Annotated in this window: 16 protein-coding genes and 1 pseudogene; 11 read left to right on the top strand and 6 right to left on the bottom strand. The window is 63.3% G+C overall.

Translation table 11 applies throughout. The features are described from left to right. Positions 1-167: 167 nt before the first annotated feature. On the bottom strand, positions 168-1,646 hold the full coding sequence (locus tag P3T16_RS09245) for an aldehyde dehydrogenase family protein (RefSeq protein ID WP_429342013.1): 1,479 nt from the start codon (positions 1,644-1,646) through the stop codon (positions 168-170). Between the two features lie 250 nt (positions 1,647-1,896). On the opposite strand from P3T16_RS09245, the gene P3T16_RS09240 reads away from it, so the two are divergent. The 8 genes and pseudogenes from P3T16_RS09240 to P3T16_RS09205 all read left to right on the top strand — a co-directional run bounded on the left by P3T16_RS09240 (position 1,897) and on the right by P3T16_RS09205 (position 11,083). Then, positions 1,897-2,766 carry a GNAT family N-acetyltransferase gene (locus P3T16_RS09240; RefSeq protein WP_429342012.1) on the top strand — a complete coding sequence of 290 codons (870 nt, stop codon included), beginning with the start codon at positions 1,897-1,899 and terminating at the stop codon, positions 2,764-2,766. Between the two features lie 185 nt (positions 2,767-2,951). Then, positions 2,952-4,379: an aspartate aminotransferase family protein gene (locus P3T16_RS09235; protein ID WP_429342011.1), complete on the top strand. Its 1,428-nt coding sequence runs from the start codon at positions 2,952-2,954 to the stop codon at positions 4,377-4,379. Positions 4,380-4,413: 34 nt separating this feature from the next. Further along, on the top strand, positions 4,414-5,886 hold the full coding sequence (locus tag P3T16_RS09230) for an NAD-dependent succinate-semialdehyde dehydrogenase (RefSeq protein ID WP_429342010.1): 1,473 nt from the start codon (positions 4,414-4,416) through the stop codon (positions 5,884-5,886). Then, on the top strand, positions 5,883-6,872 hold the full coding sequence (locus tag P3T16_RS09225) for a M14 family metallopeptidase (protein ID WP_429342009.1): 990 nt from the start codon (positions 5,883-5,885) through the stop codon (positions 6,870-6,872). The genes P3T16_RS09230 and P3T16_RS09225 overlap by 4 nt, the downstream gene beginning before the upstream one ends. 185 nt (positions 6,873-7,057) lie before the next feature. Then, on the top strand, positions 7,058-7,381 hold the full coding sequence (locus P3T16_RS09220) for a DUF4148 domain-containing protein (protein ID WP_429258591.1): 324 nt from the start codon (positions 7,058-7,060) through the stop codon (positions 7,379-7,381). A gap of 176 nt (positions 7,382-7,557) precedes the next feature. After that, positions 7,558-7,866 (top strand): annotated as a pseudogene (locus tag P3T16_RS09215) (cupin domain-containing protein); the annotation flags it as partial. Between the two features lie 112 nt (positions 7,867-7,978). After that, positions 7,979-10,222, top strand: coding sequence for a TonB-dependent siderophore receptor (locus P3T16_RS09210; RefSeq protein ID WP_429342008.1), 2,244 nt, complete (start codon positions 7,979-7,981; stop codon positions 10,220-10,222). 39 nt (positions 10,223-10,261) lie between these two features. After that, positions 10,262-11,083 (top strand): hypothetical protein, encoded by an 822-nt coding sequence (locus P3T16_RS09205; protein ID WP_429342007.1) that lies wholly within the window; start codon positions 10,262-10,264, stop codon positions 11,081-11,083. Positions 11,084-11,154: 71 nt separating this feature from the next. On the opposite strand, the gene P3T16_RS09200 is transcribed toward P3T16_RS09205, so the two are convergent. The 4 genes from P3T16_RS09200 to P3T16_RS09185 are packed head-to-tail and all read right to left on the bottom strand — an operon-like array spanning position 11,155 to position 15,301. Beyond that, positions 11,155-11,814, bottom strand: coding sequence for a DUF2894 domain-containing protein (locus tag P3T16_RS09200; RefSeq protein ID WP_429342006.1), 660 nt, complete (start codon positions 11,812-11,814; stop codon positions 11,155-11,157). Next, a complete protein-coding gene (locus P3T16_RS09195) occupies positions 11,807-12,454 on the bottom strand; it encodes an OmpA family protein (RefSeq protein ID WP_429342005.1) in 648 nt (215 codons plus the stop codon). The genes P3T16_RS09200 and P3T16_RS09195 overlap by 8 nt, the downstream gene beginning before the upstream one ends. Beyond that, positions 12,451-14,547, bottom strand: coding sequence for a DUF802 domain-containing protein (locus tag P3T16_RS09190; RefSeq protein WP_429342004.1), 2,097 nt, complete (start codon positions 14,545-14,547; stop codon positions 12,451-12,453). Before P3T16_RS09190 ends, P3T16_RS09195 begins: the two co-directional genes overlap by 4 nt. Before the next feature lie 10 nt (positions 14,548-14,557). After that, complete coding sequence (locus P3T16_RS09185) at positions 14,558-15,301, bottom strand: DUF3348 domain-containing protein (protein ID WP_429342003.1); 744 nt, start codon at positions 15,299-15,301, stop codon at positions 14,558-14,560. Positions 15,302-15,683: 382 nt separating this feature from the next. Between P3T16_RS09185 and P3T16_RS09180 the strand changes: the two genes are divergently transcribed. Next, the gene (locus P3T16_RS09180) at positions 15,684-17,357 is read left to right on the top strand and encodes an FAD-dependent oxidoreductase (protein WP_429342002.1); all 1,674 of its coding nucleotides are present in this window, start codon (positions 15,684-15,686) and stop codon (positions 17,355-17,357) included. 96 nt (positions 17,358-17,453) lie between these two features. Continuing rightward, entirely contained in the window at positions 17,454-18,161 is a 708-nt protein-coding gene (locus tag P3T16_RS09175) for a GNAT family N-acetyltransferase (RefSeq protein ID WP_429342001.1), read from the top strand. Positions 18,162-18,254: 93 nt separating this feature from the next. On the opposite strand, the gene P3T16_RS09170 is transcribed toward P3T16_RS09175, so the two are convergent. Continuing rightward, positions 18,255-18,536: a hypothetical protein gene (locus P3T16_RS09170; RefSeq protein ID WP_429342000.1), complete on the bottom strand. Its 282-nt coding sequence runs from the start codon at positions 18,534-18,536 to the stop codon at positions 18,255-18,257. A 678-nt stretch (positions 18,537-19,214) separates the two neighbouring features. Between P3T16_RS09170 and P3T16_RS09165 the strand changes: the two genes are divergently transcribed. Next, on the top strand, positions 19,215-19,379 hold the full coding sequence (locus P3T16_RS09165) for a hypothetical protein (RefSeq protein WP_429258582.1): 165 nt from the start codon (positions 19,215-19,217) through the stop codon (positions 19,377-19,379). Positions 19,380-19,686 lie beyond the last annotated feature (307 nt).

Below are 19,686 nucleotides of genomic sequence, written 5' to 3'. Positions count from 1 at the left end.
CGAAATACAGGAAAGCGCATTCCTGTGGAAAATTTAATCAGTGCAAAAAAGCGGGGGTGTCGCTAAATCCTGCTGGCTCACAACATATTCGACGCGTTTTGAGGGGCCCTCACAGCACACTCTGCGGTGTCGCAGGCGCCGCCCCCGCCGCGCCGTTTCACATCGGGTCAAACCCGCATGTCGATCAGCACGCTCTTGAAGCGCAGATTGGCTTCGTAAGCCTGCCGGCCGAGATCCTTGCCGATCCCCGAGCGCTTGTAGCCGCCCGTCGGGATCATAAAATCGCTGGTGCGGCCGTAACGGTTGACCCACACCGTGCCCGCCTCGATGCCTCGCACGAAGCGCAGCGCGCGGCCGAGATCGGCCGTGTGAACGCCAGCGGCGAGCCCGTAGTCCGGGTGGCGCGCCAGTTCGAGCGCTTCGTCTTCAGTGTCGAAGGTTTGCAGCGTCAGAACCGGGCCGAAGATTTCCGCCCGCACCGCCTCCGATTCGGGCGTGACGCCGGTGAGCATGGTCGGCGCATAGAACGCGCCGGGCGTCGCACCGTCCACGCGAGAACCGCCGCAGCAGAGCCTCGCCCCGCTCGCGACGGTGCGCTGCACGATCGCGTCGATACGGGCCGCCTGCGGGTCCGAAATGATCGGCGGCAATGTCGTGCCAGGCGCCCATGTCGGCCCGGCGCGCAGCCCGGCGAACACCTGCTGGATACGCCCGGCGAGCTCGTCGGCGATCGAACGTTCGACCAGCAGCCGCGAACCGGCCACGCACACCTGCCCCGCATTGCCGGTAATCGCGCCGGCAATGCGCGCGGCGACATCGGCCAGGCGCGGCGCATCGGCGAACACGATCTGCGGACTCTTGCCGCCCAGTTCGAGCGTGACCGGTTTGGTGCCGGTCTCCGCGCACGCGGCCATGATCGCGGCGCCGGTGCTGGTCGAGCCGGTAAAGGTCACCTTGCCGATCCGCGGGTGGCGCACCAGCGCATCGCCCGTGGTGCGGCCGTCGCCCTGTACGACGTTGAAGATGCCCGGCGGCACGCCCGCCGCGATCGCCAGCTCAGCGAGCCGCAACACCGAAAACGGCGTCATCTCCGACGGCTTCAGCACGACCGCGTTGCCGGCCGCGAGCGCCGGCGCGATCTTCCACGACGCCATCACCAGCGGAAAATTCCACGGCGCAATCGCGCCGATCACGCCGATCGGCTCGGCGATCGTCATGCCGAGATGGTCGTGATCGGTTGCGAGCACGTCACCGCCGATCTTGTCGGCGAACTCCGCGTAGAAGCGGATGCCTTCGGCGGTAAACGGTACGTCCCAGGCCGCGGCGTCGCGAACCGGCCGGGTCGAGCCAAGTGCTTCGAGCGGCGCGAGCGTGGCGACATCGGCGGCGACCAGGTCGGCGAACCGGCGCAGAATGCGCGCGCGTTCGCGCGGCGCCATGTGCGCCCAGCCGCTTGTGCGAAACGCCTGCCACGCATTGTCGACAGCACGGTCGACCAGCGCCGCATCGGCACGCGGCACGGATGCATAGATCACGCCGTCGGACGGACGCGCAACGTCGATCCGTCCAGCGCCTTCGTCGACATATTCGCCGCCGATGAAGTGGCCTTGACGTACCACGACCTGGGCGGGATCGAAGCTGTCCATGTACTGTCCTCGTCAGAATGGGTTCGGGATGGGTAAATCGTATGCCCGGCCCCCTGGCACATGTCGTCGACAAAAACAGCGAATCAGCAGATCGCACGCGTTGTAGCCGCCCCCACAGCATTTTCTGCGTCGGGGCGTCCGACGCCCATGCAGTGCGGGCCTGTACGGCCGGGAACAGCCAGATCGTCCTAGTCAAGTTCGCGTGACGATGCCAAAGTGCGGGTGTAAGGCTTCAGTCAAGGAGGTCGGCGTGTCCGGCGAGCAACAGAATTCCCCGATTACTTACAGGCCCTTCACTGCCGACGACCTCGTCGCGGCGCACGCGCTCTCCCGCGCCGCGAAATGGCGGCATCGCCCCGACGACTGGCGTTTCGTCGCCGCAACCGGCCAGGGGTTCGTCGCGGAACAGGCCGGCGTGGTGATCGCCACGACGCTGCGCTGGATGTATGGAGACGGCGGCGCGGCGCTCGGGATGCTGATCGTGGCGCCAGAACATCAGGGGCGTGGCATCGGGCACAAGCTGATCGAACTGCAGTTGAAGGAGACCGGCGATCGCACGACGGTGATGCAGGCGTCGCCGCTCGGCCGACCGATCTGCGAGCAGCTCGGTTTTACGGCCGCCGGCACGCTCGATCAGCATCAGGGCGCGGCGTTCCAGCCGCCGCTGGTGTCGTTGCCGCCGGGCGAACGGCTGCGGCCGATCGGCTCGAACGACACCCCACGCCTCGTTGAACTGGCGACGCGCGCAAGCGGGCTCGACCGCAGCGCGATCCTGCCTGCGGTGCTCGAAGCCGCCGACGGTATCGCGCTCGATCGCGATGGCGAAATGCTGGGTTTCGCGCTGTTTCGCCGCTTTGGCGACGGGCACGTGATCGGCCCGGTGATCGCGCCCGAGGCGCCGGACTGCAGCCGTGCGAAGGCGCTGATCAGTCATTGGCTCGCGCTGAATGCGGGCATGTTCGTGCGGATCGATACGCCGGAAGACAGCGGGTTGTCAGCGTGGCTCGAAGAAATGGGCCTGCCGCTCGTCGATACGATCACGACGATGGTGCGCAATGGGCCGCTGCGGGTCGATCCGGACGTGCGGCAGTTCGCGGTGACGAGTCAGGCGGTGTACTGAATCACAGAGACGCCACTTCGCAGGTGCCGTCGGCCCGTGGTGACGGGCGCGCAGCAGAATATGCTGCGCGCGCAGGGCAATTCGCGGCGAATGCGCTTTTCAGCGATTAATTTGGCGACACGGGCACACGGCGTGACTCATTAGTATGGAACGGTCAACAGCCTTTCCAGAACGGGAATTCCACCATGCCGACTCATTCGCCGACCCAGTCCCTCATCGAAGCCGATCGCAAGCATCTGATTCACCCCGTCGTCAGCTACCGCGCCCATGAAGCGCGCGGCGTTACCGTACTCGAATCGGCGCGCGGCGCCTTTCTGCGCGACAAGGCGGGCAACGAAGTGCTCGACGCGTTCTCCGGCCTCTGGTGCGTGAATGTCGGGTACGGTCAGGACAGCATCGTACGCGCGGCGACCGAACAGATGACGCGCCTGCCCTACGCAACCGGCTACTTTCACTTTGGCTCCGAACCGGCGATCGAACTTGCGGCGAAGCTCGTCGAGCTGGCGCCTGCGTCGTTGCAACATGTGTATTTCACGTTGGGCGGATCGGACGCTGTCGACTCCGCGTTGCGTTTCATCACCCACTATTTCAACGCAACCGGCCGGCCGTCGAAGAAGCACATCATCGCGCTCGAACGCGGCTATCACGGTTCGTCGTCGGTGGGCTCGGGGCTCACTGCGCTGCCCGCATTTCATCGCAACTTCGATGTGCCGCTCGCGACGCAGCACCACATCCCGTCGCCGTATGCGTACCGCAACGATTACGCCGACGACCAGGCGCTGATCGCCGCATCGGTCGCCGCGCTCGAAGCGAAGGTCGCCGCGCTTGGCGCTGACAACGTCGCCGCCTTTTTCTGCGAGCCGGTTCAGGGCTCGGGCGGTGTGATCGTGCCGCCGGCTGGCTGGCTGAAAGCGATGCGCGACGCGTGCCGCAAGCTCGACATCCTGTTCGTCGCCGATGAGGTCATTACCGGTTTCGGCCGTACGGGTCCCCTCTTCGCCTGCCAGGCGCAGGCCGAACAAGTCGAACCGGATCTGATGACGGTCGCAAAAGGATTGACCGCGGGTTATGCGCCGATGGGCGCGGTGCTGATGTCCGATGCGATCTATCAGGGCATCGCGGACGGCGCCGACGCGTCGGCAGTGATCGGCCATGGGCATACGTATTCGGCGCACCCGGTCAGCGCGGCGATCGGGCTCGAAGTGATGCGGCTCTATCACGAAGGCGGGTTGCTGGCGAACGGCATCGCGCAGGCACCGCGCTTCGCAGAAGGGCTCGACGCGTTGCTCGCGCATCCGCTCGTCGGCGATTCGCGTCATCGTGGCCTGCTCGGTGCACTTGAGCTGGTCTCGGACAAGGACAGCAAGCGCGGCTTCGACGCCTCGCTGAAACTGTCGGAGCGTATCGCTACAGCGGCGTACGACCATCGCCTCGTGTTCCGTGCGTTCAACGACAATATCCTCGGCTTTGCGCCAGCGCTCTGCTATACAGCAGCCGAATTCGACATGTTGTTCGAACGCCTGACGAAGACACTCGACGACGTGCTCGATCAGGCGGATGTGCGCGCCGCGTTGGGCCGCCCGCGCGTGGCGAAACACGCAGCCGCCGCGTGACTGCCGCGCTAACCGTGACCACAAAGGAGTGTCAATGAGCAGCCGACTGCAACTGGACCAATTGATCCGCGCGGACAATTTCATCGACGGCGCCTGGCAGCCGGCGGCGAGCGGCCAGCGCTTCGCCGTCACCGATCCGGCGACGGGACGAACGATCACGCAGGTCGCCGACAGCGGTCCGGCCGATGCGCGTGCCGCCACCGATGCCGCCGCACGTGCGTTTCCTGCGTGGCGTGACACGCTGCCGGGCGAACGCGCCGCGGTGCTGCGCCGCTGGCACGCGGCCATCGTCGAGCATGCCGATGCGCTCGGCCAGCTGATCTCGCTCGAACAGGGCAAGCCGCTCGCCGAAGGGCGCGGCGAGGTGATGTACGGCGCGTCGTATGTCGCGTGGTTTGCCGACGAGGCAACGCGCATCTACGGCGACATCATTCCGCAGCAGCAGCGCGGCAAACGGATGTCGGCGGTGAAGGAGCCGGTCGGCATCGTCGCCGCGATCACACCGTGGAATTTTCCGCTCGCCATGATCGCCCGCAAGATCGCACCCGCGCTTGCCGCGGGTTGCACGGTCGTGGCCAAGCCTGCCGAAGACACCCCGCTCACCGCGCTTGCACTGGCGCTGCTCGCGCACGAAGCTGGTGTGCCGCCTGGCGTGCTCAATGTGATCTCCGCCTCGCGCGAGAACACGGTGCCCGCCGTTGCCGAGTGGCTCGCCGACAGCCGCGTGCGCAAGATCACCTTCACCGGCTCGACGCCCGTCGGCAAGCATCTGGCGCGCGAATCGGCGGGCACGTTGAAGAAGCTGTCGCTGGAACTCGGCGGAAATGCGCCGTTCATCGTGTTCGACGATGCGGATATCGATGCGGCCGTCACGGGTCTGCTGGCCGCGAAATTCCGCAATGGCGGGCAGACCTGCGTGTGCCCGAACCGCGTGTATGTGCAGTCGGGCATCTACACCAGGTTCGCTGACAGGCTCGCGACGCAAGTCGCCGCACTGAAGGTCGGCCCGGCCACCGATCCCGCATCGCAGATCGGACCGATGATCAACGCACGGGCAATCGACAAGATCGCGCGTCACGTCGACGATGCGGTGAATCAGGGCGCACGGGTGCTCGCGGGTGGCCGGCGCCTCACCGAACTCGGCCCGAATTACTACGCGCCGACCGTGCTCGCCGACGCAACGTCGTCCATGCAGTTGAGCTGCGAAGAAACCTTCGGTCCGGTCGTGCCGCTGTTCCGTTTCGATAGCGAAGACGACGCGATTCGCGCGGCCAACGACACGCCGTTCGGTCTCGCGTCGTATTTCTACAGCCTGGACGTGCGGCGTATCGACCGCGTCGCGCGCCAGCTCGAAGCGGGCATTGTCGGCATCAACGAAGGCGCGCTCGCCAGCGAAGCCGCGCCGTTCGGTGGCGTGAAGGAATCGGGTTACGGCCGCGAAGGATCGAAGTACGGTCTCGACGATTACCTGTCGATCAAATATCTCTGCCAGGGCGGTCTGCAATGAACGATCAAGCCTATCCCGTCGAAGTCACGTTTCCTGACATAGCCGTGCATGAGGATAGCGACTCCGGCATCGCGTATCTGCATACGTTCGATTCCGGTGTGGCCGGACCGCACGTCATGATCAATGCGCTGACGCATGGCAACGAGGTATGCGGCGCGATCGTCGTCGACGCGCTGTTGCGCGCGAAGTTGCGGCCGCGGCGTGGACGGCTGACGTTGTCGTTCGCGAACGTCGCGGCGTACCGCAACTTCGACGCTGCGCGGCCCGACGCCGCGCGTTTCGTCGACCAGGATTTCAACCGCGTGTGGACGGGCGATGTGCTCGACGATCTGTCGCGTACGTCGTGCGAACTTGCGCGCGCCCGTGAGATGCGGCCCGTGATCGACACGGTCGATCTGCTGCTCGATCTGCATTCGATGCACGAAAAAAGCAGGCCGCTGATTGTGGCGGGGCCGCTCACGAAGGGCGTCGAACTTTCAGCTCGCCTGGGCACGCCCGCAACCGTGATTCGCGACGAAGGGCATCCCGAAGGACGACGAATGCGCGATTACGCAGGCTTCGGCGACACAGAGAGTCCAAAGAACGCGCTGCTGATCGAGTGCGGACAGCATTGGGAAGCGAGTGCGGTGGACGTCGCGCGCGACGTCACAGCACGATTCCTGCTGTTGTCAGGCGTGATCGATCGCGGCGATCTGCCGGCGGACTGGATCGCGCCGCTGCCCGTTGAAATGCTGGTCGTGCAGGTGACGGAGCCGGTCGTCGCGCGCAGCACCGAATTTTGCTTCGCTGGACCTTACACCGGACTCGAGGTGTTTGCGGAAGCGGGCAGCGTGATCGGCTGGTCGGACGGCGAGGCGGTACGTACGCCCTACCCGGATTGCATGCTGGTGATGCCTTCGTTACGACAGTTGCGTCCGGGCGTCACGGTGGTGCGGCTCGGGCGGATCGAGCGGCGGATCGGGATTGCAGCGGCGCAACAACATTAGAAACCAGACTTCGGGTGGGGAGATGAAAGTCCAGCAGATCAAACAAGGCATTGCACTCGAAGCCTGTTGCGCCCGTCTGAACCAGGAATGTATCGATACTGAAGGGTAGCTCACCTAGACTTAACGATTAGCTACAGACGTGGGCGTTCGTAGCAAGCAAGGTTAAGCCCAGGAGGTAATTCGTCATGAAGTCGCTAATGTTTGCAGTCTTCGCCGCTTCAGTCCTCGCCGCTCCGGTTGTATCGTTCGCTCAGTCGGACGCGCCCGTCACCCGTGCGCAAGTGCGCACCGAACTCAAACAACTCGAAGAGGCCAGCTATAACCCGGCCAGGGGAGAAGACCCTAATTATCCGGCCGACATCCAGGCTGCAGAAACGCGCGCTGCAGCGCAAAACGGCGCGCCTGCTTATGGCGGGATAGTCAGCGGGACATCGGCCTCTGGTGCTCCGGCAATCAGCCACCCCGCTTCTGCCGACGAAATGAACAAGCTCTACTTCGGCGGTCAATGAACAGCCAGGTTTTCCACGGGTCGCCGGGCGGCCGCAGAGTACTACGCTCTGCCGGCCGCAGCCCAACTGAAATCCGATTGCACGGTGCCGTCGAGCGGTGAGGCAAGGAGCGGTCGCAACCGGTTGATTCCGGATGCGACCGCGCTCGATGCGACCGCGCTGTTTGCCGGCAAGATCAAAAATGCGCGACGCCAGGCGGGAGTGAGGATTGCATCCAGCCTGGCGGACACGTGCTGCCCGACTCGACGAACGTCGACTTTCTGGCCAGCGCCTTCCCACCGCTAATACATGTTCAGACCTGTTCCCCGCATGCGACGAACCTGACGTGGCTGCTGGGAAAACTTGTCCACCAGCAGGCCGATGACCTTCCCGGAGCCGCTATCGCTTCGACGCAGCTCGCGCAGTTGATGTTTGCCCACCTCCTGCGCACTTCCATTTCATACGGTCTGCACCCCACGTCTATCCCCGGGATGCTTTCGACTTGATAAGGAAATTGAAAGAGGGTATAAATGCGAACCATTCTCAAATGCGAATACGTCGCATTTGAGAATGAGCAATTCGTACTTACCCTCTCCTATATCGACTGCGGAAGAATCCATGAAATATGCTGTGCCGAGCCGACGTCCCCGTCGCATCGGGCGTCTAAAAAAGTTCGAGCTTCCCCGCGCGTTTGGTACAGCAACGGTGCTCGTGACGGCAGCCTGGCCAGTAGTGAGTTACGCCGCAACGGACGTTGCCGCTGATCCGGTTCCTGCTTCTGCGGCGTCTTCCGCCAGGTCTTCACCGCAGGACGCGGGCCATACGCCCGAGGGGGACGTTGCCGACGGCGGCACGCTCAAAGCCGTGGCGGTCACCGGCACGAATCTGCAGCGCGCGAGCACCTATGCGCCGAAGACAGTCGAAACCGGACAGTATCGCGGTCTCGATGCGCTGGACGTCCCCGCAACCGTGAACGTCGTGACCAGCGATGTCTTGAAGGCTCAAGCTGCAACGGGCCTTTATGACGCGTTACGCAACGTTGCGGGAGTCGTACGTCAGCAATTGAACGGCATCGCTTACGACAACCTCTCCATCCGCGGCATCCCCCTTGATAACCGTACCAGCTATTACCTCGACGGCGTGCTGCCGATCGACAACAACATCTGGATGCCGATGGAGGACAAGGATCGCGTCGAGGTGTTGAAGGGCGCGTCCGCGCTCTACTACGGTTTTGCGGTCCCGGCGGGCATTGTCAACATGGTCACGAAGCGCGCCGGCAGTACGCCGGTGACGAGCGCATCCGTTCTGGTGGATTCAAGCGGCTCCGTGGGCGTGCATGCCGATCTCGCGCGCCGCTTCGGCGCGGAAAATCAGTTCGGCATACGCGTGAACGCGATGGATGAGCATCTCGAGACCCCAATCACGGGCGACCGCGGCTATCGGAAGTTCGAGAGCGTCGCGCTGGACTGGCAGGCAACCCGTCGCCTGTCGTTCAAATACGACCTCGAGCACATCGACCAACGCGTTGTAGAGCAGGCGGGTATCACGCCGCTGGCGGCGGTAAAGGGCGTGATTACGCTGCCCAGATTGCCTGATGCATCCACCCTGCTCGTCCCTAACGACAAGAAAACAAACGCGACAGCCACGAGCCAGCTGTTTCGCGCCGACTATCTGATCTCCGATAACTGGAGCGCGAATGTGTCGGTGGGTCAATCCATCACGCAGCGCGATCGCTGGCTCTGGATCATGCAAAAGTACAACGTGAACACCGGCGCCGGGACCTTGCAGGGAAGCAAGCAGAACGGCCAGTTCTACGAGAGCAAAATCGTTCGCGCGGAGATGAATGGCGATTTCCACACGGGCAGTATCCATCACGATGTCACGTTCGGCGTGTCTCAGACCTGGCAGTTCCAGCCCGATTTCACAACTTACTACTACACCGCGGCGCAAAACCTGTACGCGCCCGTCAGCATCGCAAAGCTCACCGCGGCGGGCTCAAAAGCCTTCTACGCGCAGCACATCAGCAACGGCGGCGCCTATGTGTTCGATCGCATTGACTTGACGCCGCAGTTGCAATTCACCCCTGGCCTGCGCTATGCCGATTACCACGCGACACAGGCCAACACACCGACACAGGATGTGAACCGCACGTCGCCATCCGCGAGTCTCGTCTACAAGCTGACACCGCGGACCAGCGTGTATGCGAGCTATATCGAAGGGCTCGAATCGGCCGGGAGTGCCCCGGCCACTGCATCGAACGCGTACCAGGTGTTGCCGGCCGCCGTTAGCAAACAGGAAGAGATAGGCGTGCGACATCGCTTCAGCAACGATTCCCTTGCTTCGATTGCCTTGTTCCAGATTCGCCAGCCCGCTGCGAGTACCGACGCGAATAACATCTATGCCCTGAACGGCACCGGTCGTTATCGCGGACTGGAGTTTTCGTACCAGGGCGACATTACCGGCGACCTTTCGATTGTGACCACAGCCATGTGGCTGAATGCCCGGCTTGTCGACAGTACGGATGCGACCACACTCGGAAAGCGGCCCGAAAACACGCCTCGCTATACGGGCAGCATTTTCCTGAATTACCGCATACCGCACGTCACAGGTCTCTCGTTCAATGGCGGGGCCTATTTCGTCGGATCGCGCCCGATCAACGATGCAAATCAGGCAACTATCCCAGGCTACACACTGTTCTCGGCAGGTGCCCGGTATGCGACGCAAATCTTCGGAAAAGGTGCGACGTTTCAGCTAAACGTCGAGAACGCATTCAACAAACACTACTGGGCGTCGGCGGGATCGAGCCAGTTGGGCATCGGACTGGAACGCACGGTCTCGCTCACATCGACCTTCGATTTCTAACCCAGCCCTTATCTGAACGCGGCTTCTTAAAGGAAGAGCATGTTGACGTCCATCTTTTCGGTGTATCGGCTATCCCGGGTTACGCGATTAATGGCCGCCAGCCTCCCGCGGTTCGCATCGCTTCGGCGCCGCGAGACGTTTGCCACGATTGCCGTCGCCGTGGCGGCCATCGTCGAACTGAGTAGCAGCGCTATGGCTTATGGGGCGCCTCCTGGCATCGGAACCCAGCAGATCACTGGTCATAAAAAAGTGCTGTATGTGACCCGGCTCGCACACCGTGACCGGGAAGCAGACGACAAGGTCCGCGCTCATCTCGAGGGGCGTGGGATGATCGTCACCATGGTCGACCAGAGCAGCCCGGTCAGCGTCGCGCAAGGCGAAGATCTGGTGATCATTTCTTCGGTCGTCAGCGCGCGAGACATGGTGGGAACGGCGTTTCGAGACGTGCCCGTGCCGTTGTTGACATGGGAGTCAGACCTGTTTGATTCGCTGCGATTTACGGGGCAAAAGAAGGGCGAGGATTTCGGCACGCTGGAGAAGGAACACTATATCAACGTGGTCAACGCGCCGAGTCCGCTGGCAGGCGGGATCCCTGCGGGCAAGCGGTGGGTATATCCACGCGACGATGAAATGGGCTGGGGTAAGCCGGCTCCCGGTGCGACCGTCATCGCCACTGTTCCGGGCGAGCCGACCGAGGCGGTGATGTTCGCCTACGAGAAGGGCGCTACGATGGACTACGATTTCATCGCGCCGGCGCGTCGGGTCGCTGTGTTCCTCGGCAACCGGTCCTTTGAAAAGCTGAGTGCCGACGGTGCAACACTGTTCGATGCGGCGCTCGATTGGGCTGTGGGTTCCAGGTGACGTTCGATATCCATCGTTCATGGATTTCGGGCGAGCGCCTCAAGGCTTCCAGGCGATTCCCCCTCACGGCGTTAGCGTGAATTGCCCCGGGTACTCTTCCTGACGCTCCCGACGCGAGGCGCATCTTTACCCGCCAGGACGCCGCCGTTCATCTGCTCCATCCACGACAACGCGTCGACGTACGACAGGAACTGCTGGAGATAGCCTGGCGACAGCTCGCGCATCAGCGAGAGCGACCGATGCACGAGGCTACTCGAATTGAGCGGACCGGCATTCCCGGGCACCTGCTCCAGCGACTGTCGGAACTGTTTCTCGGTCCTGACCTTCGACGAGAGCGCTCTGAAGTAATCGAGCGCCTCCAGTTCTGGCCAGGCGGGAGACCGGGATGCGACGTCACCCGCAGCGGGCTCGTCTCCACCAGCGGGCGCATGGCTGGCGATGTAATCGATCAGTCCGGCAAGCGCTCCGCGTGCGGGCCCGGCGGGTGATGCCGCGCTGCCGGCGTCGGCAGCGCGCGATGCGGCGCGCTCGAGATCGCTGGCATACGCCGCGAGCAGTGTGGACAGCCTGTCGTCCAGGATACGTCGCGCGTCGCCGCTGTGGCGCGCCGCGCGCCGGTCCAGCGCCTCGATGAAACGAAAGCGGACAGGATCCAGGCGATCGGCGCCGCGCTCGCACCATGCGTCGAGCGTCGCCCGGGCCTTGCCTGTCACACCAGCGCCGCTACTCACGGGGCTTCGCCGCTGCGGTCGACGGCCTCGGGATGGGCGCCAGTTCTACTCGCCGGTTCCTGGCCCGTCCCGCGTCGTCGGCATTCGAGCTCACGGGCTGCTGGGAGCCGAACGCGGCCGCGAATACCGAGGAGGAAGGAACGCCTTCATCGATCAATGCACGGGTCACCGTCAGCGCGCGCTGGGCCGACAGCTCCCAGTTGTCGGCAAAGCGACGGTTAGCCTCCCGCACCTGCCGGTCATCGGTAAAGCCGCTCACCATCAGGATCTCGTCTCGGGTCTGGAGGTAAGCGGACAGCGGCCCAGCCAGGCTCTTCAATACTTCCCGGCCTTCGGGCTGCAACTGATCGGAGTTCAGCGCGAACAACACACTGCCGCTGATACCGATGCGCCCGTTGACCAGCGTCACCCGGCCCGCCGCCAGCGGCCCTGCCAGCGCCTGCTCCAGGCTCTTGCGGCGCTGCGTTTCCATCTGACGCTGCCTGACCTCCTGTTCCAGCCTGGTCGAGAGCTCCAGTTGCACGCCGATGACGCCCACCAGGATCAGCACGAAGGCGCCCAGCAGCACCGACATCAGGTCGCCGAAGACGGGCCATATCGGCGCCGTCGTCTCCACGCCGCCGTCGATTTCGTCGCTCATGCCACTTCAGCTCCGGCGGACGCCCGCTGACCGGCGAGCTGTTGCAGGTCTTCGACGATCTGCTTCTGCGACATCATGCTCAGGTCGATGACTTCCCTCGCCTGCGCGACATAATAGGCAAGCTGTTCGTCGCTCCGCGCGAGGGACTTGTCCAGCGCGGTTTCGATCCGCTGCAGGTGGACCACCAGCCTGTCGTTCGACTCGCCGAACAGCTGGACGGCCACCCCGAATGCTTCACCCAGGCTCGCCACCTCGACGGCGCTGCCGGTGACCTGTGCGGCAACGGCGGAGAGCTTCCCGGTCTCAAGCTCGACCTTGTCGGTGAACTGGGTGCCGACACGATCCAGCAGTTCTGCCGACGTGGCGACCAGCGCGTCGACGGCTGACCGCTGTTCGGTGGAGGTATGGTTCACGGCATCGAGCAGGGTTTCCAGCGTTTCCAGCAAGCGGCCGCGCTCCTCCAGCATCGCGGTGTCGCGGGCCATGCTGTCGGAGAGCTTCTGGCGCAGTTCGGCGACGACTTCGGCCGCGGCCCTGGGGGCTTCCGACGCGGCCTGCACGAGGCGGGAGATCTCGGCGATCGTGTCGCTGGCGTGTGCCTGCGTCTGGGCCGATATATCGTGCGCGGTCTGTGCCAGCGTGTCACAGATCGCCTGTTGCCGGCTCGCGGTGCGCGTGCCCGCCTGCTCCCACTCGCGGCTTAACGTAGCGGCCATCGAACCGAGCGTCTCGGTCCAGGCCGCCAGCCGTTGCTGGTCCCGCGATGCCAGGTCCGCCTGCCAGTCCGCATGCGACTGGCCCACGGTGCGTAGCAGCGACGCCGAGTGCTGCTCGAAGGTCGCTGCGGCAGCCGCCAGGGCCTGCTCGTTGTGGTCCGCCAGCTTCTCGCTGACGCGTTCTTGCCGCGACAGCGCCTCGCTCCACGCTTCCGACACGCTACCCGCCATGGCGTCGAGGCGCGTGGAGACGCCTTCCAGCAGACCGGCCGAGCGTTGTTCGAAGGTTTCAGTGAATCGATCCAGCGACGTGCGCAGATGCTGCGCAAGCGCCTCGCTCGAGCGCTGGTGCCCCGCCAGTGCCTGGTTCCAGATGTCCGCCACGTTAGTGGTCGTCGCCTCGAAACCGGTCGACAGCCCGGCCAGCTGCCGCTCTACGGCGTGCGTGACGGTGTCGTGCAACGAAGCCGTCTCGCGAGCGAGACCCGCCATCGTCGCCTCCATGACCGGCTGTAGCGCCGCGCCGGCGGTGCGGGCGCTTTCGGCGACGCTCTCCTTCAACGACTGCTCCACGGACGAAGCCAGGCGCGTATAGGCGGCCTCGGCCTTGCCGTGGAAGGCATCCTGGCTGGCGATCTGCCGCTCGTTCAAGGCGAAGCTCTGTTGCTCGATGGTCGCCATCATCGCCTGCAACCGGTCGACCAGGGTGGGCATCACCTCGGCCTGCCGCTGCAGAAGCTTGAAGGTTTCCTCGCGCTGATGGGTCTGCGAATAGATGCGCAATGTCGTCGCGATCTTCACGTCGAGCATCTGCGCCGCCTGGAGCCGCTCGCGCCGGCACAACGCGGAGAGCAACCCCAGCATGGCGGATGTGGCCACGCCCGCGATCGAGGTGCCGAACGCAAACCCCAGTCCCTTGACCGGTGCGGCGAGCGAAGCGCGGATAGCCTGCAGGTCCGTCGCGCTTTCCAGCGCCATCCCGGTGCCCCTGAGGGTCGCCACCATGCCGAGAAGCGTACCCAGCATGCCCAATAACACCAGCAAGCCGACCAGATACGGCGTTAGCGCCGGGCCGGCCAGGGCCACGCGCTCACCCTCGATGCGCAGGCGCACTGCATTGCGCAGGCTGGGATGCAATGGGTCGAGCCAGGCGCCCAGGCTGGGCGGTGGTTCGGAAAGGCTCGTGACGGCGCGCGCCAGGCTGGAAGTGGCCTGGCTGTAGCGTTGCAGTTCGAGCGCGCCCGCCAGGTAGCAGGCGCCAACCAGCATCGTGACGGCCAGCGCCAGTGGATTCGAGCCGACGTAGCCGGCGCCGGTCCAGCACACAGCGGCCAGACCTGCCAGAAAAACAACAAGAGCAAGAAGATATCTGGACATAGTGTCCCAGTTAGCGGGTGCGAAGGGCCGCAAGCAACCCATCGACCGGTTGAAAACGAACATCCAGTTCGGCGAGCAACACGCTCTGCATATCCTTGCGGAACACGTCCAGCCATGCGCCGGGCGTGGCGGCCCCGGTGTCCCCCGAGGCCTGGGCGACGGTCAGCGTATCCTGCCCGGCCTCGCGCAACCGCGCGAAGTGCCCTGCGAGCAACACGGGCACGGCGGCCAGCAGACTCCGCTCGCGCTCGCTCAGCGCTCGCTCCATGACGGCATCCACCGCCGCGAGCCGGGCCATGCCGGGCGTCCCGGCGGCCAGCACTCCCCGCAGGCGGCCGCGCAGGTTGCCGATGGCCGTCTCCATCGTCTGCTGCATGGAGAGATAGCGCTGACGAAAAACCGCGTAATCGACCGCTGCGTCCACGGGGGCGCCCTGGGGCCTCGCTTGCGCAGCCCCGCGCCGCCTGCCGGCGGCGAACGCACTATCGCCGGCGATGGCATTCGCCAACGCGGTGCGCACGCGGGCGCACTCGTTCTCTTCAGCGTGGCCGTTGGCTCGCGCGCCGGAGGCTACGGCAGGCGGATTGCCCTTCAGCGCCGTGGACAGCGCGACGGCATCGGTCCAGTCGAGCCATTGGCTCAGCCGGTGCGAGAGCGATTGGCTGGAGTCGGAAACATCGACGTCCGTCAAGCGAGCAAGTAAGCGAATGAGCGCCGGGCCGCTGAAACCTGTGCGCTGTGAGGCTTGCACCATTCCACCAGATTCAAAAAAGTCAGCAGTTTACACGCCGACGGGGTGGGGGCCGCCGTCTCTTGATTAACAGGGCGGGCGAGCGCGGCATTTCAGCGTGGCCGACATGCCACTCGCGATGGGCGCAGCGGGCGTTAGAACGGCCGTCCGGGTACCGGTGGCGATCGCCCTCGGGTGGCCACCCCGGGACTTTCGCAGCGAGCACATTGCACGCGGTCCACCCTCTCGGCGCGCACTTTACTGATAACGGAGGCCAGGCGCACAATCTGTGCGGATCTCGCGGTTCGCAGTCTTTTCCAGTCTTCCGGATTGTCCGCGCCGACGCGGAATCCGGTAACAGGCTCACCAGGGTCGCAATGTGCGCCCACCCATTCGGAACGCCCCCATGAGCGATAAGTCTTCAGGCAGAGTTGAAGAACTGATGACAGGCGGCAGCCGTCACCATCAGATTTTTCCAAGGCTGGATGAAAGGCAGTTTGCGCTATTGGAGAGATACGGCGAACGACGCAAACTGAAAACGGGCGACGTGCTGTTCTCCGAAGGCGATCGGCACATTCCCATGTTCGCCATCGTCTCCGGGACAATCGAGGCGACGAGAGGCTTCGGAGACAGTCTCCATATTCTGGGCTCGCACGGTCCCGGCAGCTTCACCGGCGAGGTCGGAACCCTTGCCGGCCGCGCCGCGGTGGCGACCGCACGCGCCACCTGTGATTGCGAAGTTATCGTTATCGACGAGGAGTCGCTACGCGCGCTCGTCATCGCGGAAGCGGAGTTGAGCGAAACGATCATGCGCGCGTTTATCCTGCGACGCGTCGCGTTCATTCAGGATCAGAACGGGGGTGTTCTGGTCATTGGCAGTTCGGCTTCTGCGGCCACGCTCCGCTTGCGGCATTTTCTGAGCCGCAACGCCCAGCCTTCGGCCTACTTCGATATCGAGGAGCATGAGGAAGCAAAGGCGCTCCTTGAGCGTTATGGCGCGACGGACGCGGACATTCCGGTGCTCATCACATTGCAAGGCATCGCGCTAAAGCGTCCGACCAACCGGGCCGTGGCTGATGCGATTGGCCTGAGCCCCGACAGGTTGAATGGCGAGCGGTTCGATGTGGTCGTGGTCGGCGCGGGACCCGGAGGTCTTGCGGCCGCAGTCTATGCGGCATCCGAAGGACTGAGGGTCGCGGTTCTCGACACCAAGGCCCCAGGCGGCCAGGCGGGTACCAGCTCGAAGATTGAAAATTACTTCGGATTCCCAACCGGTATCTCGGGACAGGCGCTTGCTGGACGCGGCTTATCTCAATGCCGTAAATTCGGCGCGGAGGTCGGCGTACCCATCGAAGTACTCGGCATCGAATGCCACGACGCGCCGCCCTTTCACATCCTTCTTGATTACGATGAGCACGTGTATGCCCGCGCTGTCGTCATCGCTACCGGCGCTCGCTATCGAAAGCCGTCGCTGACCCGCCTTGAGCATTTTGAGGGACGCGGAGTCTATTACAGCGCAACGTTTATGGAAGCCGCGTTTTGCGCCAACGAAGAGCTGATTATCGTCGGTGGAGGAAATTCAGCCGGCCAGGCAGCGGTTTTCCTCGCGGGACTTGCGCGTCACGTCCATATCGTGATTCGCGGCGACGGACTCAACGCGAGCATGTCGAACTATTTGATCAGGCGGATTGACGCGGCCGCGAACATCACCGTTCATCGACGGACGCAGATCGTCGAGTTGAACGGCGAAGCACAACTTGAATCTGTCAAATGGGACCGGCAAGGGCATATTGAATCAAAGCCGGTCCGGCACGTCTTCCTGTTTCTTGGTGCACAGCCCAATACCGGCTGGCTCGGCGATTGCGTTGCGCTGGACAAGAACGGCTTTGTGCTCACTGGCCCCGATGCAATCAACGGGTGGCCGTCCGACCGCCCTCCTCATTATCTGGAGACGAGCCGGCCCGGCATCTTCGCAGTGGGTGACGTTCGCAGTGGCTCGGTGAAGCGGGTTGCCGCCGCCGTCGGAGAAGGTGCTGCCGCCATTCAGTCTCTTCATCAATATCTGGCTCTGTATGAGTGACGTCTGACTGCGTCGGGACCACTTATGCCGCTCGGTTTTCTGATAAACGCTGCTTGAGGCATCAATAGTAAAGTAGCGCGAGCGAAAGGACCCGACATGAACCATTCAACACAATCCAGCCTCGACCGCCCGATCTGGGCAGCCCTGACAGGCAGACAGGCGCATCTCCGGCAAGGTGACCTGCTTGCCCGTCGCTACCACCCCGACGTAGCTCCGTTTGCAGCTGTCGCGTGTGAGACCCCAGCGGCCTACCAGACGCTCCATCAGCTCCTGCTTCCTCACGAGCAGGTGGCATTGCTGTCTTTCGATCCAGTCGATCCAGTCGATGCTCTACGAGCAGAGCCGATGGGCATGATCCATCAGATGGTGGCCACTCGCCACGAAGCCAGAGGCACGGATGATCTGGAAGTCATCCCCCTGGGTAGCGTCGATGCGAAAGACATGCTCGATCTGGTCCAAAAGACCAAACCGGGTCCTTTCGGCAAGCGAACGCACGAGATGGGCAACTACATTGGAGTTCGCGACCGGGGGCGTCTCATTGCGATGGCGGGCGAACGCATGCATCTCGACGGGTTCGTTGAGATAAGCGCGGTTTGCGTGGATGACGCGTGGCGCGGCAGGGGCCTGGCTGGGCGGCTCGTGAATGTGTTGCGCCGGGACATCGAGCAACGTGGTGAGACTCCATTCCTGCACGTACTCGGCGACAACCATTCCGCGATCGGGTTGTATGAACGTCTTGGATTCGAGTTGCGGAGGAGGTTCATCCTTACGCGGATCAGGCATGCTGATCCGGGTGCGGCGTGATGCGATGTTCCTGTTCGCGCTATCGATCGTGCCGGCGCGAAGCAACGGTTCAGTCGCGGAGTACCAGCAAACGGTGCTCCGCGAACGAACTCGTCAACCACCGCGATACATCGGATCGATGCTATCAGCCGGGGCACGCCGGCCAGATTGCGACTTGACCGATTCCGCGCCGCCGACGCCACTGTGGTTCCCGTCAGCCGCGCTGCCCTGGCCTTCTGACGCGGCCTTCGTTTGAGCGGCTTGACCGCGTTGCGATACTGGCGCATCGACGTCGGTGCGAGAGACGGAAGTCTGGCCGTAACCGCCCGCGAAGGCGGGAGCCGCCAGCGATACGGCGCTTGCGACTAACAAGGTAGCGATAGATTTCGCTTTCATGACGACTCCAATAAGCTTGTTGAACATTCGAATGCGCCCGGATCAGGTCCATCGCGGCGCGCCATCGTCAACGTTGATGGGACGACGCGCAGGACCGTGCCGCGCTAACAAAGAGGCTCAAACGAACAACACGCTTCCCGGAATCTGAGCAACGCTGCTGACGCCGTGGCGCTAGCACCAAACCGGTCGCCGTTGCGCCCACGGCTACAAATGCACGGGTTATGCCAACCCTGATTCGCACACCCTCTGAGCGGCCCTAACCACCTGAAAATAAACAACATCGATTTCGACCACGAGGCTTTAACAGCCAGATTGAGGAGCGACGATGTCTGGCGGTAGACAACGCTTTTTGAACCGCTGTGTGCGCTCACCCAACAGAACAAAGTCTGCGCGCTCAAGCGCGACGGACGTTCTCGAGATCGCGAGCAATACCCTCACCAGCCCAGATCGACGTTGTGGTCATTCTTCGGACAATTCCATTTTTTAGCGTTCGGAAATCCGATTGGAACGCGTAGCGTTCGGGCCGCCGCCTCGATTGTTGTCAAACTCAAAACTGTGAATTCGTCGCTGCTCCGTTGATGTCTACCGCGGAGTGCCTAGAATCACTTTCGTAGACAAACCGTTCGTACGCGTCATCGTTCGAACTGAATCGCATGATTCTGCGATGTGGAGCATCAGATGGACATCCTGGACCTGGCTCGAAAATCGGGAATAACGGTTGTTCTTGACGCAAAGATTGGACGTCAGGAATACCGCACTGTGCATGGTTCCGTTGAAGCGCTGGAGCGCTTTGCGAAGCTTGTTGCTGCGTCTTTGCATGACGAGCTGGCAGAGCAGGATTGATGCGTGTCGACAGCAACCGCATAAAGGAGCAGCAATGAATTACGACTCATCGAATTCCAGAAACCGCCGCCCGGGTGACAGGCATGGCGAACGTTCGCCCTCTGAAGAGGGCTCACAGGTGGTCAGCAGGACGCGCGAAACGACGAGGAACTGGGCGTGGGCGCACAGCAACGAATCATATGACTGGATGGACTCGCATAGTCCGTTTACCGCGCAAGACCCGTTTCATTGAAAGGGTGAAAATGTTGCGACGGTCAGCTCGATCGAAGCTGTACCGACGACTGCAAAGTAGCCTGTCTCAGGCGCC

The sequence above is a fragment of the Paraburkholderia sp. GAS42 genome, from assembly GCF_050436565.1.
GTDB lineage: Bacteria > Pseudomonadota > Gammaproteobacteria > Burkholderiales > Burkholderiaceae > Paraburkholderia.
This window is presented reverse-complemented; position numbering and strand designations above follow the sequence as displayed.